The sequence below is a fragment of the Planococcus halocryophilus genome, assembly GCF_001687585.2.
Classification (GTDB): Bacteria; Bacillota; Bacilli; order Bacillales_A; family Planococcaceae; genus Planococcus; species Planococcus halocryophilus.
In genome coordinates, this window is record NZ_CP016537.2 from 1,802,572 (window position 1) to 1,816,845 (window position 14,274).

Annotated in this window: 14 protein-coding genes; 7 read left to right on the forward strand and 7 right to left on the reverse strand. The window is 39.0% G+C overall.

The window, feature by feature from the left end:
• Position 1: 1 nt before the first annotated feature.
• Genes BBI08_RS09040 through BBI08_RS09050 form a run of 3 tightly spaced genes read left to right on the forward strand, consistent with a single transcriptional unit; the run spans position 2 to position 2,742 of the window.
• Complete coding sequence (locus tag BBI08_RS09040; RefSeq protein WP_008497491.1) at positions 2-583, forward strand: ECF transporter S component; 582 nt, start codon at positions 2-4, stop codon at positions 581-583.
• 22 nt (positions 584-605) lie between these two features.
• Complete coding sequence (locus BBI08_RS09045) at positions 606-2,006, forward strand: ABC transporter ATP-binding protein (protein ID WP_237146528.1); 1,401 nt, start codon at positions 606-608, stop codon at positions 2,004-2,006.
• A gap of 1 nt (position 2,007) precedes the next feature.
• Positions 2,008-2,742 (forward strand): energy-coupling factor transporter transmembrane component T family protein, encoded by a 735-nt coding sequence (locus tag BBI08_RS09050; RefSeq protein ID WP_008497493.1) that lies wholly within the window; start codon positions 2,008-2,010, stop codon positions 2,740-2,742.
• A gap of 248 nt (positions 2,743-2,990) precedes the next feature.
• On the opposite strand, the gene BBI08_RS09055 is transcribed toward BBI08_RS09050, so the two are convergent.
• The 6 genes from BBI08_RS09055 to BBI08_RS09080 form a co-directional block, all read right to left on the reverse strand.
• Positions 2,991-4,946, reverse strand: a complete 1,956-nt coding sequence (locus tag BBI08_RS09055; protein WP_065528004.1) for a phospholipase D-like domain-containing protein — start codon at positions 4,944-4,946, stop codon at positions 2,991-2,993.
• 356 nt (positions 4,947-5,302) lie between these two features.
• Positions 5,303-6,154 carry a glycerophosphodiester phosphodiesterase gene (locus tag BBI08_RS09060; protein ID WP_236610186.1) on the reverse strand — a complete coding sequence of 284 codons (852 nt, stop codon included), beginning with the start codon at positions 6,152-6,154 and terminating at the stop codon, positions 5,303-5,305.
• A gap of 139 nt (positions 6,155-6,293) precedes the next feature.
• Positions 6,294-6,548, reverse strand: a complete 255-nt coding sequence (locus BBI08_RS09065; RefSeq protein WP_205847829.1) for a hypothetical protein — start codon at positions 6,546-6,548, stop codon at positions 6,294-6,296.
• Between the two features lie 504 nt (positions 6,549-7,052).
• Positions 7,053-7,472, reverse strand: a complete 420-nt coding sequence (locus BBI08_RS09070; RefSeq protein ID WP_008428363.1) for a sporulation protein — start codon at positions 7,470-7,472, stop codon at positions 7,053-7,055.
• A gap of 60 nt (positions 7,473-7,532) precedes the next feature.
• Entirely contained in the window at positions 7,533-8,720 is a 1,188-nt protein-coding gene (locus tag BBI08_RS09075; RefSeq protein WP_008497498.1) for an AI-2E family transporter, read from the reverse strand.
• A gap of 57 nt (positions 8,721-8,777) precedes the next feature.
• Positions 8,778-9,725, reverse strand: coding sequence for an LCP family protein (locus BBI08_RS09080; protein ID WP_065528005.1), 948 nt, complete (start codon positions 9,723-9,725; stop codon positions 8,778-8,780).
• 262 nt (positions 9,726-9,987) lie between these two features.
• On the opposite strand from BBI08_RS09080, the gene msrA reads away from it, so the two are divergent.
• Together msrA and BBI08_RS09090 are read left to right on the forward strand one after the other, a co-directional pair.
• Positions 9,988-10,518 (forward strand): peptide-methionine (S)-S-oxide reductase MsrA, encoded by a 531-nt coding sequence (msrA, locus tag BBI08_RS09085; RefSeq protein WP_008497499.1) that lies wholly within the window; start codon positions 9,988-9,990, stop codon positions 10,516-10,518.
• 84 nt (positions 10,519-10,602) lie between these two features.
• Positions 10,603-10,920, forward strand: a complete 318-nt coding sequence (locus BBI08_RS09090) for a hypothetical protein (protein ID WP_040850780.1) — start codon at positions 10,603-10,605, stop codon at positions 10,918-10,920.
• Here BBI08_RS09090 and BBI08_RS09095 read toward each other — a convergent pair.
• Positions 10,917-12,086, reverse strand: coding sequence for an MFS transporter (locus BBI08_RS09095; RefSeq protein ID WP_065528006.1), 1,170 nt, complete (start codon positions 12,084-12,086; stop codon positions 10,917-10,919). The two genes, BBI08_RS09090 and BBI08_RS09095, sit on opposite strands and share 4 nt — an antisense overlap.
• Before the next feature lie 167 nt (positions 12,087-12,253).
• On the opposite strand from BBI08_RS09095, the gene BBI08_RS09100 reads away from it, so the two are divergent.
• A complete protein-coding gene (locus BBI08_RS09100; RefSeq protein ID WP_008497501.1) occupies positions 12,254-12,487 on the forward strand; it encodes a hypothetical protein in 234 nt (77 codons plus the stop codon).
• Positions 12,488-12,594: 107 nt separating this feature from the next.
• A complete protein-coding gene (locus tag BBI08_RS09105) occupies positions 12,595-14,202 on the forward strand; it encodes an ABC-F family ATP-binding cassette domain-containing protein (RefSeq protein WP_008497502.1) in 1,608 nt (535 codons plus the stop codon).
• Positions 14,203-14,274 lie beyond the last annotated feature (72 nt).

A 14,274-nucleotide genomic window follows, 5' to 3' on the forward strand; every position in this document is an offset into this window, starting at 1 on the left:
CATGCTAAAATCGTGGAAATTAAAAGAAGTCGTCTTAATGTCGTTATTTGCGGTTGTTTTTGGCATTGTTTATTTGTTGTTTGTCCACGTTGCAAATATTTGGGCAGCTGTAATAGGACCCCTTGCTTATGAATGGATGTTTGGTATTTGGTTTATCGTCTCCATTATTTGTATGTACATTATCCGCAAACCCGGCGCAGCTTTTCTATCTGAAACAATGGCAGCTGCCATTGAAGTTTTAATCGGCAATGCTGTAGGACCTCGATTAATCTTAACAGGTGTTGTACAAGGACTTGGCGCAGAAGCAGCATTTGCATTGACTGGCTACAAACATTTTAATATTTTGGTATTAATGCTTGCCGGAATCGGTTCGGCAGTTTTCAGTTTTGTATATGGCTATTTTGTCTCAGGCTATGCTGCGCTTGACCCGTCATTTGTTGCGTTAATGTTTACTATTCGCGTGCTTAGCGGTGCTATCATCGCAGGAATTGGTGGTAAGTATATTGGAGATGCCTTACTTGCGACAGGTTCGCTGCGAGGTTATGCCATTGCACGTACGAAAAAAGGTGATGTGAATGCTTAAAGAGATCCTCTCTTTAAACAATTTGTCATTTCGATTTCCAGAAGATCAAACGGCAACGTTACAAGATATTTCTTTTGCCGTCTCAAAAGGCGAGAAACTTGTTATTTCTGGTCCAAGTGGCTGTGGTAAAAGCACTCTCTTGTATTTGTTAAACCGTTTGTATCCTGATAATTGCGATGGCTCTGTTGACGGGGAAGTTTTGTTATTCGGAAAACCAGCAACAGACTATGCACCTGGTGAAATCAATCACCGCATTGCGACCGTTTTTCAAGATCCCGATTCTCAATTTTGTATGCCTACTGTTGAAGACGAACTAGCTTTCACATTAGAAAATTTACAGATCCCTTTTGACAAAATGGAAGCTCGAATCACAGCCGTATTAGAACTAACTGGTCTAACCCATTTGAGACATACGATTATTCAATCTTTATCTGGAGGAACCAAACAACGTGTTGCAACAGCATGTGCATTTATTATGGAACCAGAAGTGTTATTGCTCGATGAACCGTTGTCACATCTAGATCCCTATACGGCAAAGCAATTTGTTGAATGGCTCACAGAACTGCAACTTAAAACGCAATTGACGATTGTTGCAGTTGAACATCGTTTAGACAGTTGGGGAACATTCTTCGAACGCGAAATCCAGTTAGATGAGAATGGGTGTCTCGTAAAAGATCATTTATTTTCACCTAAACAACCGATTTTATTTCCGGAACGGGCATCTGTACTTCTACCACAGACAGCTTTACAAGTTGAGAATTTGTCTGTCACGATTAAGAATAAACAATTGCTCGCTCCGCTGTCATTTGCAGTGCGTCGTGGTGAAATCGTTGTGGTGGCTGGACCAAATGGTAGCGGCAAATCGATATTGGTTAAATCCTTATGTGATATTTACAAACCGACGACCGGCACAATTCAATCAGATGGCACCGGCTATGTGCCTCAATCTCCGGAATACCTGTTTTTAACACAAACAGTCCAAAAAGAAGTTGCTTATTCTGGTAGTTCAAACCCTACTGAAATTGCTTCATTAATGACTCGTTTACGTCTTGAAACAATTCGTGAAGATCACCCTTTTGCGATTAGTCACGGACAAAAAAGACGCGTTGCGATTACAGCAATGCTTGCTGATAAAAGGCCTGTTCTATTAATGGATGAACCGACTTCAGGTCAAGACAGAGCTGCACTATTAGAACTTTTTGAGTTAATCGATCAGCGATCTAAAGAAGAAACTACTTTTTTAATCGTGACACACGATATGGAATTTGCAGCAAGTTTAGCTGATTCTGTATTGCTTGTAAAAGACGGTGAACTGACTGGGAAATTTGACGCTAAAGATGTGTGGCATAATGAAGAATTGCTGGCATCTCACCACTTATTAGCACCGAAAGGAGTTGCTCGTTTTGCGGAATCTTTTGCATAACATGAATCCTTCGGTGAAGTTTATCGCAGTCACAATATCAATGCTCACAATCGCCTTCTTTTTCAATCCGTGGACACCTCTACTGTTTTGGGTCAGTATTCTATTATTGCAATTAACCATGAGCCATATTAACTGGAAGTTGTGGTTGTTGTTCATGCTACCTTTTTCCATTGGTGCTTTCGGTTATTTATGGACGACTGTAGTTTTTGGCGCAGATACTGGAGGCACAATCATTTGGTCGTTTGCAGGAATCAATGTAACCGACGAACAATGGGCACATGCATTGTCGCTATCTTTTCGTGTCATGGCATTTTCTAGTCTTTCTCTCATGTTCGCTTTTACAACAGATCCTGTAAAATTCATTTTAAGTTTAATGCAGCAGTTAAAACTGTCTCCAAAACTGGCATATGGCGTTATGGTTGGTTATCAGTTTTTACCTGTGATGAAAGATGAGTTTACTCAAATTCAACAAGCGCAACGGTTACGCGGTGCCGAAGTAGAAAAACGCAGCTGGCAACGAATATTGTCTATGCGCCGTGTGCTAATCCCAATGCTCGCAGGCGCTGTTCGAAAAGCGGAACGCTCTGCCTTTGCGATGGAAGCCCGGGGATTTACAGGAGAGCCGAGAAATGCTTACTACCGCCCCATTCTTTTAAGTCGTACGGATGTTTTGATGTCTTGTGTTTTTCTAATAATTTTACTAACTAGTTGCCTTGGTGGCATTTGGTTGAGCTAAAGAATAGAAAAAGGAAATCCAATTTTTTTGTGGATTTCCTTTTTTATATCGCTCTACTTTCTTGCTTACTTGGGTTTGAAATTTGAAGTATATCCTTAAGTAGTTATTTACATAGTAAATAAAAAACACATCAATCTTTCAAATGATTAAAACGGTTTAATTTTAAGTGACAGCTTTCTTATTATGTCGAAAAAAAGACTGTTAAGAACGATTTCGCCTTAACAGCCATACTCTTATTTTCTGGTCCTTTAGTTTACTGCTCCGCCAGCTTTCGTATACCTGACATTGAACTCCTGCACAAATTGGTTTGTAATGGCTCCATCATGTATAAACAACAGGTTTTCATCATTGATGTTATTCCCATTATTGCTCCAGTTCGTGGAACCTACAATGACCGTCGGATCACTTTTTGTGTCTGCATCGATCATCATCGTTTTACTATGAAGTTTGCGCGACTCATTGCCTGTGTAAACAGGTGCGGGGTTAGCCCAGCGAGTGTTCGGGTTATCAACGCTTTCCTGTGAAGCAGTCCGCCCCGTCATATCCACACTTGCAGACCACCACTGATTCCAGAAGCTTTGATCAAATACACCTTTGATATCAAAGCCCGTCAATGTACCTTCCAAATCATTATATGATCCTTCCCATAAATTCTTTAACTCATCGACCAGTCCTTGATCGCTCCAGGCAAAAATGGTGAAGTAAGTATTCACATCAGCGGACGTTTTAACAAACTCTCTCATTTTCCCGACCGCATCATCACCGGCCGAAAAGTAAATTTCAACGATTTTCCCATTCACATCAACTTCATGTATCGTATTGTCAATCTTCCGGGTGTTGAAATTAGCAGCTTCACTGTCAGGCGATAGCGTAGAGCTGCCCCACATTTCATTAAATTCAACTTCGAATACATCAGCCAATGCCGGCCAGTTGATCTCGACCACATGTTGCTGGTTGCCATCCAACACGCCCTGTTCCATATTGGTTTCAGTGCCGTATAAGCCGGTTACTGTGAAGTTCCAGCTTCCTGTAAATACCCAGCGATTATCAATGACGGCAAATTTATTATGCATTTGTGTCCCGGGGCTATAGTAGGCATTGGTGCTTTTTTCTTCGGCTTCGACAAACAGATAACCAGTTTCGTCACTATTTCCAACTGCAACAGTTTCCAGCGGGAAATCTTCTGGTGTGGCAGGCAAGCCAAAATCGGTTCTAGCTGAACTGTCTTCCACAGCAAACATCGGAGAATCAGAGAATACATAAATGTCATCTGCAGTTCCAACTTTTCCATCCTGCCCCCTTACCATTTTCTCCACTTGCAATCGCATCGTCTTGAACCGTTCAACATAATTCGGGTCAGTTGCATCTTTTGCATCCGCGATCACGCGTACATCAATGCCTTCTGCCGCTTTCGCAATCAACGCATCCACAATGCCAGGCAAATTAATTTCATATGTTGCAAAGTCGATGCTGGTCGTCGCTTGATTCAAGCGTTCGATCAAGCGGGTTTCCAGATTCACGTTATAGTTTGCTTCATTCCCCGAACTTGCATAGGAAACATCCGCACATTTGTTAAAGTAAACGTTAATTGCGCCTTCCGCTTCAGAAACGTTATTCAAATGTTCCGTTCTGTCGGTGCAGCCTTTCACTTTTGAATTGACTGCCCGTGGAGTGCCGTTTCCTCCATCATAGGTTTTTGTAGAATCAATCCAGTTGGTGGCTTCGGTTCCGGCCACAAGCGGATCGGCTCTTTCCATTGTTGCCTTTGCCGTATTATCCCCTGCATACCAGGCATCTGCACTGTCTATTAAAGCACCGGCAGAATCTCTCAGTTCAAGGATCTCCCCCCCATTTTCAAGCGATCCTGTATAAACCAGGTCAGCAGCAACGCCAGGAACAGAACTGTCATTGGTTCTTTCCAATAAATAATAACCACCAGCCGCAATGGTGCCGGAGAGGCTGATTTTGGGACTGCTATCGGTGGCGTGCAAAGTCCATCCGCTCATATCTACAGCCGAGTTTGTCGTGTTATGTAATTCAATCCATTCGCTATTGTAGCTGTAACTCGTACCCATCCAGGCAACTTCATTGATGGCTACCGTGCCTGTCGTCGCTGCATGTGCTTTTTGATCCAATACGATACCAGGTGCCATAAAAGAAATAATAAGTGCAAAGATCAATGCAAGATGTAACGGTTTCCTCATTTTCCTAACCCCTTTTCCTTTTTGTGTTTCCAAGGCTCATCAAGCCCCTTATTATTGTATAACTTTTTAGTTAATATAGTATTAATATTTAACAAATATTTCATTTAAAATAAATTATTTTACTTTTTTTATCAATTTAAGCAACTGCTAAAATAATATGCTTGGCAGATTTCAATCGATCATTCGCCAAGCGAGATGCATTGTGAATTAAGGTAACGAATTGAAAATGAAATTTCACTTTCTTGCCTGTCCGTTACCTAACGTTCATTTTGTGCCATTTTGAAATAGTTATTAAATTCATATGAAGTTAAATAAGACCGGCAGAGAATTCCCTACCGGTCTTTCCCACAATGAAATTATGAATTTTTTACAGGATGGGTATAAATATGTTCCGGATAATCTGTAATGATTCCATCTACATTTAAATCAAATAGTCGTAAAGCTTGTTCCGATGATCTTGAAGTGTATGGATAAATGTCCATTCCCGCCTCATGAACATTACTAACCAGCTCATCCGTTACAATCTTCATTGTTGGATTGAAATAATCAGCGTAAGTCGCAAACTGGGCTAATTGTTCTTCGGTTACGTCTGCCCAACTTCCTCCTATCAGAACCCCATGAGAGAGATTGGGTAAAAGCTCTTTCGATTTTTTCATAGATTCGTGGTTAAAGGATTGGATGATGATTTTATTATTATTCGGTGTATTCATATTTCTATCAATCAAAGCATCCGCAACCTTCTCTTCCACTCCTGTATAAAGTTCTGGTGCCTTCAATTCGACTAAAATACCAACTTTCCCATGGAACTCAGCCAATACTTCCTCAAAAGTAGGGACACTTTCACCGGTAAAGGCTTCACTAAACCAGCTACCGGCATCTAACTGCCTAATTTCCTCTAACGTTAAATCGCCAACTTTGCCAGTTCCGTTTGTTGTACGATCTACAGTGGTATCATGAATAACGACGAGCTCTCCATCTTTTGTCATTTGCACATCAATTTCAATATAGTCCGCCTTCATTTCAAACCCTTTTTGAAAGGCTCCCATTGTATTCTCAGGTGCGTGCCCAGAAGCTCCGCGGTGTGCGATGTTCACCATTTCTTGCTGTTCCTGTTTCGGTATCATCATTCCTGCTTCTCCGTGTTCAGCTGCAAGTCCAGATCCGGTAAAGGATGTCATTGCAAGGCTTGCTGTTAAAATAGTCATCATCCGTTTCACTTAACCACTCCTTTTCTATTTGTTAACTTAAGTGTAAGCAATGAATATATGCCAGGTATTAATAGAGCATTAATAAAATGTTAATTAAAGTAAATTTTTTCGATTCTCTAAAATTCCTATTTACCTGCTGCTAGGTTCTCACAGCAACTTCCTGAAAATCCATCAACCAGGTACGGTCAAGGAATTGCTGTTCGCCTTCTTTAAAGAACTCAAAGAAGATGCAGTTGATATTTAGATTGTGTTCAGCAGATAAATAACGGACGACTCTTTCGGAAGACAAATCCAACTCAGATGCCATAATCACAATGCTGTGCTCTTTGTTCAGCTCTTCTGGCAAGGACAATAAAAACCATTCAGCAAATACTTCAGCCAAACTCTTGTCCAAATAGTTTAAAACAATCGATTCGATTTCTTACATGCAGCTGGCAACGAATAATGTCTATGCGCCGTTTGTTGATCCCAATGCTCGCAGGCGCAGTTCAAAAATCAGAACTCTTCCTTTGCGATGGCAGCAAGAGAATTTACCAGTGATTCTAGAAATGCTTATTAACGCCCCATTCTTTTAAGTCGCGCGGATGTTTTAATGTCTTTTGTTTTTCTAACAACTTTACTAACTAGTTGCCTTGGTGGCATTTGGTTGAGTTAAACAATAAACAAGTAAATCCAAAGTTTATAGATTTACTTTTTTCGCGTCGTTCGTTTTTGTTGCTTACTTGGTTTTGAACTTTATTACTTATCCTTATGTAGTTATTTACATGGTAAATAACTACATACATTATCTTTTTTTTACAAATGACATTACTTCTTGGTTCACTCGTTATTAGTTTACATAATATAATTATTCAGTTTTTATAGTATTGTATATTGCAAAAAAAAGAGAGCTGAGATATCAGCTCTCTAAAGTTCCATATGTGATGGCGTCTTCATCTCTTGCATTTACTCCATTTTTCACATGGACAATTGTGCGTAAAATTAGTTTTGCGTTTGGATTTTCCAATACCCAACGTTCATCCGGTACAATTTCAAACTGCTGCATCACGGTATCTTTAGATTTTACTGATCCTGCAAACTCCATCGATTGTTTTGCCACAATTGTTTCGTAAAAATCAAAATCACTGTCTTCACGCGTGTCTTCCACAAGACGAATTACATTCAATTCGATAAAATCGATTGTTTGTTCCCCGTCCCCACCGTCAAGATAAATCGTCCCATTTAATGTCTCGCCTTCTTCAAGATGTGGCCTTTCTACAACCGTATTTACTTTTAATGAACCAATGCCAATAGATGATAAAAAATCTTTGAACTTCATAAACTTGAAACCCCCAAATATTGTTAGTTGTTAATAGACAACTTTTCTTTTTAAACAACCTCATAGCTCTGTATAATCGTATTGATTTGATAAATTGGTTTCATGCCGATTATACCGACGTTTAAACAATTTATATAAATGTGATACGAGCACTCGTAGTAAAGCGTACATGGGAATACCTAGAATTACCCCAACAACACCAAATAAAGAACCTGCAGTTAATAGGACAAAAATGATGGTCACCGGATGGATAAACATCGTCTTGCCCATAACTTGTGGTGATATTAAGTTTCCTTCTACTAATTGCACGACTGTCCACACAATTGCCAGTTTAACGAGCATAAATGGTGACGTCACCAACGCGATGATGGCAGCAGGCGCAATAGCAATCGCAGGACCTATATAAGGAACTACGCTAGTGACCATCGCAAGAACACCTAGTAATAAAGCATACTCCATACCGATAATCAAGAAACCGATATAGACCATCACCCCAATACAAAAAGCAACAATCAATTGACCTTGAATATATGCACCTAATTGTTTATTTGCCTCAGAGAACACTTCTCTTGTATCGTCTCGAAATCTCGGTGGCAATAGCTTCAAAAAATACTCAGGTAATTTTTCCCCATCTTTTAATAAATAAAACAAAATAAATGGCACAATGACGATCGATAAAATTACACCCGTAATCGTTGAGATCAATCCTGTAATACCAGATATAATGCCAGTCACTGTATTTTGAAGCGTGTCTGCAATATTGCCTGGTAACGTTGCAAGTAACGTATCCAACGTAAAATTAGATTCACTATAATAATCACCCACAAATGAGGTTCTCAAAAACGTATCAACAGACGTTACTAATTGCATAAAATATTCCGGAAAATCCGCAATTAAATTTTGAAATTGAGAACGTAAAAACGGAAATACCAATACGCTTAGTAATGTAATCAAACCAATTACACCAAGGAAGATAATTATAATTCCCCAAATACGAGAAATTTTAAACTTCTCTAACATGTGCAATACGGGTCTGAGTAAGTAAAAAAACACTAATGCCAAAACAATTGGCAATACCACTGTTTTCATAAAAACAGTAACTGGATGAAAGATAAATGAAACTTCCTTGAAAACAAAAATGACGAATCCAAGCAATAATAAGGAGAACAATGTAAATAAAGTATTTCTACCACCTAAAAATCGAATATAATTGGTGGAAAAAAATGATTGCTTGTCCTCTGGCTCCATAAGCTTCCTCTTTTCTGATTAAACTTTATACCTCATTTTATCATAATCGTAGCTCATTTAGTTTAAGGGTTGCGACAAAAATTCACTTAATGCTTGTTTGTTCATATCAAGATCAATATCAAGAACTGAACCAGCATGAGCGTAGTTGCCATAACTATAGCCGTTTTCAACTGGCAAAGTTAATCGTTCAACTTCCCCCCCGCCACTAATGGCTAATTGAGTCGCTAACTTTATTTGATCTGTTAAGGGCATATCCGTTTGAACATAGCCTTGTAGCGTACCTGCTAATTTAGGCAGTTTTGGAATAGTAGAAACGGTTGCCATTTCGCCTTTCATAGCCGCAATTACTTGCTGCTGTCTTCTGACACGACCAAAATCCCCTTCTTCATCTGCTCGGAAACGGGCATATCCTAACAATTCTTTCCCATTTAGCTTTTGAACTCCTGGAGTTAAAGTTACACCGATATTTTTTGACATTTCTTTTTCAACATCAATTTCAACACCACTCGGCACTGCTACATCGACAAGACTTTCAAAGCTCTGAAAGTCGATTAATGCGTAATGATGAATTTCAACTCCAAACATCTGACGAAGTGTTTCTGCAAGTAAATCTACTCCACCTAAATAATAGGCTGTATTTAGTTTATACGATTGATAACCTGGAATGTCTGCATATATATCTCTCATAAATGAAGTCAATTTTATTTCACCATTTACTTTATCATGTGTCACTAACATCATTGTGTCCGTACGCGACTTTTCTTCACCTCGCGAGTCAATGCCTAGCACCAATATGTTTTCGTAATCTTTGTTTGCCTCATCTTTATCAAATAGAACTGGCTCTTGCGCTGAAGTATCTGCTATGTCTTTACCTTCTTTAAATTGTAGTAATGCATAAGTGCCGATAGCGATTAAAGCGACTAGGAGCAGGAAGACGATGCCGCGCAGCCGAAACCTTCTTTTTCTGCGTCTTTTTCTTTTTATAGGTTGTAATTCTTCTTCCATAATAAGTACACTCCTTTCTGAACTTTCACGTCAATATGACGCGTTGTTAGGCATTAAGTTTCGGTATTTCGTTTTAAATTAAAACAAACAAGCTTTATTGATACCCCTTTCCAAAATTGGTTCACACTTAAATATGAAAATCGTTATTATTTATCAAATCTGTTATTATTAAAATGACTTTAGTTTTACAAAAGACATTTTTATTGTCGAAAAATCGCGCAAGTGGTAATATTTCCTTAGCAACCCGAGAGGAGTCACAATTATGACTGAAAAAGCGACATTTGCAGGCGGCTGTTTTTGGTGCATGGTTAAACCATTTGACCAGTTTGATGGCATTGAACAGATCGTTTCCGGCTACAGCGGTGGCCATATCGAGAACCCTACATATGAACAAGTAAAGACTGGTACAACTGGTCATTTGGAAGTAGTGGAAATCACATTCCAGCCCGATGTCTTCTCTTATGAAAAATTACTAGATATTTTTTGGCAACAAATAGACCCTACTGATGACGAGGGACAATTTCAAGACCGAGGTCCTTCTTATCGTGCCACTATTTTTACTCATAACAAACGCCAACGTGCCATTGCAGAAAAATCAAAACAAGACCTTGATGCGAGTGGACGTTTCAACAAACCTGTCGTAACCGAAATTCGCGACGCGATGCCGTTTTATGCAGCAGAAGATTACCATCAAGATTTTCATAAGAAAAACCCAGAACATTATAAGAACGACCGTGCAGCCTCGGGTCGTGATGAATTTCTTTCCACTACATGGGAAAAAGTTGACGTTTAATACGTCAGCTTTTTTTACCCTATTAAGATTTTTGATTATTCTACCAATTTCTCGTTCTATTTTATAGTTTAGGGAGGTACTCGATTGAAACTCATTGAATCTATTGATCCCATTATTATGCAATTGGTGATTGTTCCGATTTTCGTTATCGGAATCGGTATATGGCTAGCACTACTCTCTAAAAAAGTATATATCGGTCCGATCACAACAATAATTTTGACATTGTCTTACAATTATTGGTATTTCACATCTTTTTTTCCTGATTCAGAACTTTCGTTTACAATGATTTCATCTTGGTGCATCATCTTCCCTTTAATATCTCTATATCTTTCTTGGTTCATCCTCATGCAACTTCAAAGCATTAAAGATTTTTTTCAAATAGAACCACGAGAATTCGATTAGTTTCTTCTATGAAGTAATAAGGCAAAAATGAGCATCAATACAATAAAACTTAAAAATAAGAATAAAGTTATCTCGTGGTTCCCTTTTTGATCATAAATAATACCAATAACTAATGGCATGAACGCCGAAATCATGTATCCACCCGACTGTGTCATAGCAGTCCAACTATTGGCTTCTTCTGCAGTAGTGGTTTCATCAAGAGGCATCAGCAAGGCAATTGGGAAAAGACCACCTAACGCGACGCCGATAAAAGCTGCAGCTACCCAGACCAAGTTGACAGTTCCAAACATTAATAAAAGCACACCAAGTGAACCAAAACTTAAAACAATCACAGTCCAAGCTAATCGATTCGGAAATTTATCAAAAAATAATGGAATGCTGATATTCCCTATAATTTGAACCGCCGTCATTAAAGTGAGCACACCACCTGCAGCTAACACGGACATGCCTTTATCAATCGCGATGGGTGCAAGCCAAGTAAGCATAGAAAAAAACAAAGCTGATTGCGAACCAAAAAACAGCAGCATATACCAAGCTCGTTTATTTTTCAATGGCGATACTCGTGTAATTTCAAGATCCGCTTTTTCAACTTTTTCTTCAGCTGGCTGTTCTACTCGTAGCCAGATGCTAATCGCGATTACTGACAATAAACTCCAACTGGCAATAGCTAGCGGCCAATCAGCAATGGTATAAAATATACCTGTCAAACCTGCCGCCAAAGTTGCCCCAAGACCCATTCCAAAAGAATAAACACCAATTAATGCTGGCGTTCGTGTTGGAAAATTATGCTTTATAATCGCAGACAATAGTGGACTAATCACCGCAATGGCGACACCAATAAAAAATGCACTGACAAGCAAGATCGGATAATTTGGTAAAAATCCTCTTAATAAGGTAAACACTCCGATTACACCTAATAGAAAAGCGATAGAACGTTTCATGCCAAATTTCCGACCAAAAACTATCGCTAATGGTGCAAAAATCCCCATACAAAAAACAGGAACCGCTGTCAGTAAGCTAACTTCACTATTACTTAAATTCAAATCAATTCGAATAGGCTCAAGCATCGGACCAATTGACGAAATTGCGGGTCGCAAATTTAACGCAACAAACAAAATCGCGATTACCATTAACCCGAGTGCTGACTTTCTTTTCTTCTCAGACACATTTTCTCCTCCATTAAATAAAGCTTTAACGCTTTATGATAAGCTTCTTTCTACAGCGAACTTTCCTTATCAACTTTATTTAGATTATGCTCAAAATGACGATAACCCCAAACTTGTGTTCTCTATATTACATCATATAAAATAGACAAGTGAAAGGCGGTTTGTCAATGAAACTCGTAAATTGGAGTTATGCGAAACGCTATAATATAAAAGCGATTTTCGATGATTTTCCACATGTCGTCGTATTGTTCCGTCAAATTGGCGGCTATTACTTTATCTATTCAATGAAAGGCCTCACGCTAGAACACATTCCTGGCAGGCGAGAATATGTGCAAATGGAATACTTATTAAACAAAGAACTTGGTTCGCTAGGAGCCTATTTAGAGCGTAAATCGAGATAAAATAACCTTATATTCTCAGTTTATCCGAGACCACGGCTGAATGCTATCGATTTCCGTGGAATTCGTGGTATAATAATCTTATTGTGAAATTTAGGAGGTACGTATACATGATAGCTGCAACTGATGTAAGTCTTCGCTTTGGTGACCGTAAACTTTTCGAAGATGTAAATATTCAATTTAACCCTGGTAACTGTTACGGATTAATTGGTGCCAATGGTGCCGGAAAATCGACTTTTGTTAAAATCCTTTCTGGTGAACTTGAACCTCAATCTGGAAATGTTTATATGGGCTCTGGTGAACGACTTGCTGTTCTAAAGCAAAACCATTTTGAGTACGAAGAACATGTAGTTCTTGACACCGTTATTATGGGACACAAGAAATTATACGAAGTAATGTCTGAGAAAAATGCGATTTATATGAAAGAAGATTTCTCTGATGAAGATGGCATGCGCGCTGCTGAACTTGAAGGCGAATTCGCTGAATTGAACGGTTGGGAAGCTGAATCTGAAGCAGCAATCTTGCTTCAAGGTCTTGGGATTTCTGAAGATCTTCATGATAAGAAAATGGTCGAATTATCTGGTTCTGATAAAGTAAAAGTGCTTTTAGCACAAGCTTTGTTTGGTAAACCTGATGTTCTCTTACTGGATGAGCCTACTAACCATTTGGACTTGAAAGCAATCCAATGGCTAGAAGAATTTTTGATGAACTTTGCGAATACTGTTGTTGTCGTTTCCCATGACCGTCACTTCCTTAACAAAGTATGTACGCATATTGCCGATCTTGACTTTGGGAAAATTCAACTATATGTCGGTAACTATGACTTTTGGTATGAATCAAGCCAATTAGCAACACGTTTAGCATCTGATCAAAACTCGAAAAAAGAAGAAAAGATCAAAGAACTTCAAGCTTTTATCGCTCGTTTCTCCGCCAACGCTTCAAAATCGAAGCAAGCGACGTCACGTAAGAAAATGCTTGATAAAATTGAGTTGGATGACATTCGTCCCTCTTCTCGTAAATATCCATTCGTTAACTTTACTGTTGGCCGTGAAATCGGGAACGATGTGTTAACAATTAAAGACCTTAGCCAAACGGTAGACGGCAACAAATTGTTAAACAATATCAGCTTTAACATGAGCAAAGAAGACAAAATTGTCTTAATCGGCGATCCGCTTGCGAAATCGGCACTGCTTCGTATTTTAGCTGAAGAAGACCAACCAGAATCTGGTGAATGCCGTTGGGGCGTAACCACTTCCCGCGCTTACTTACCAATCGATAACACAAGCTATTTTGGAGGTAGTGAAACCTCATTGGTAGAATGGCTACGCCAGTATTCTCCAGAAGATGAAAGTGAAACTTTCCTACGCGGATTCCTTGGTAGAATGTTATTCTCAGGAGAAGAAGTTAAAAAGAAACCTTCTGTTTTATCAGGTGGCGAAAAAGTGCGTTGCATGCTTTCAAAAATGATGCTATCACACTCGAATGTTCTATTATTAGACGAGCCAACTAACCACTTGGACCTTGAGTCTATCCAAGCATTAAATAACGGGATGATTGCCTTTAAAGGCGCAATGGTCTTCACTTCTCATGACCATCAGTTTATTCAAACCGTTGCAAACCGCGTGATAGAAATCCGTGAAGACGGATCAATTCTTGATAAGCAATTAACTTATGATGAGTTCTTGGAGTGGAAAGAAACGCAAGGAATCACAAACTAATACGAGCAGCAGCCCTACTCAACTGAGTAGGGCTGCTTTTTCCTTTTTAAGAAAACAAATATTTTTTTCCTT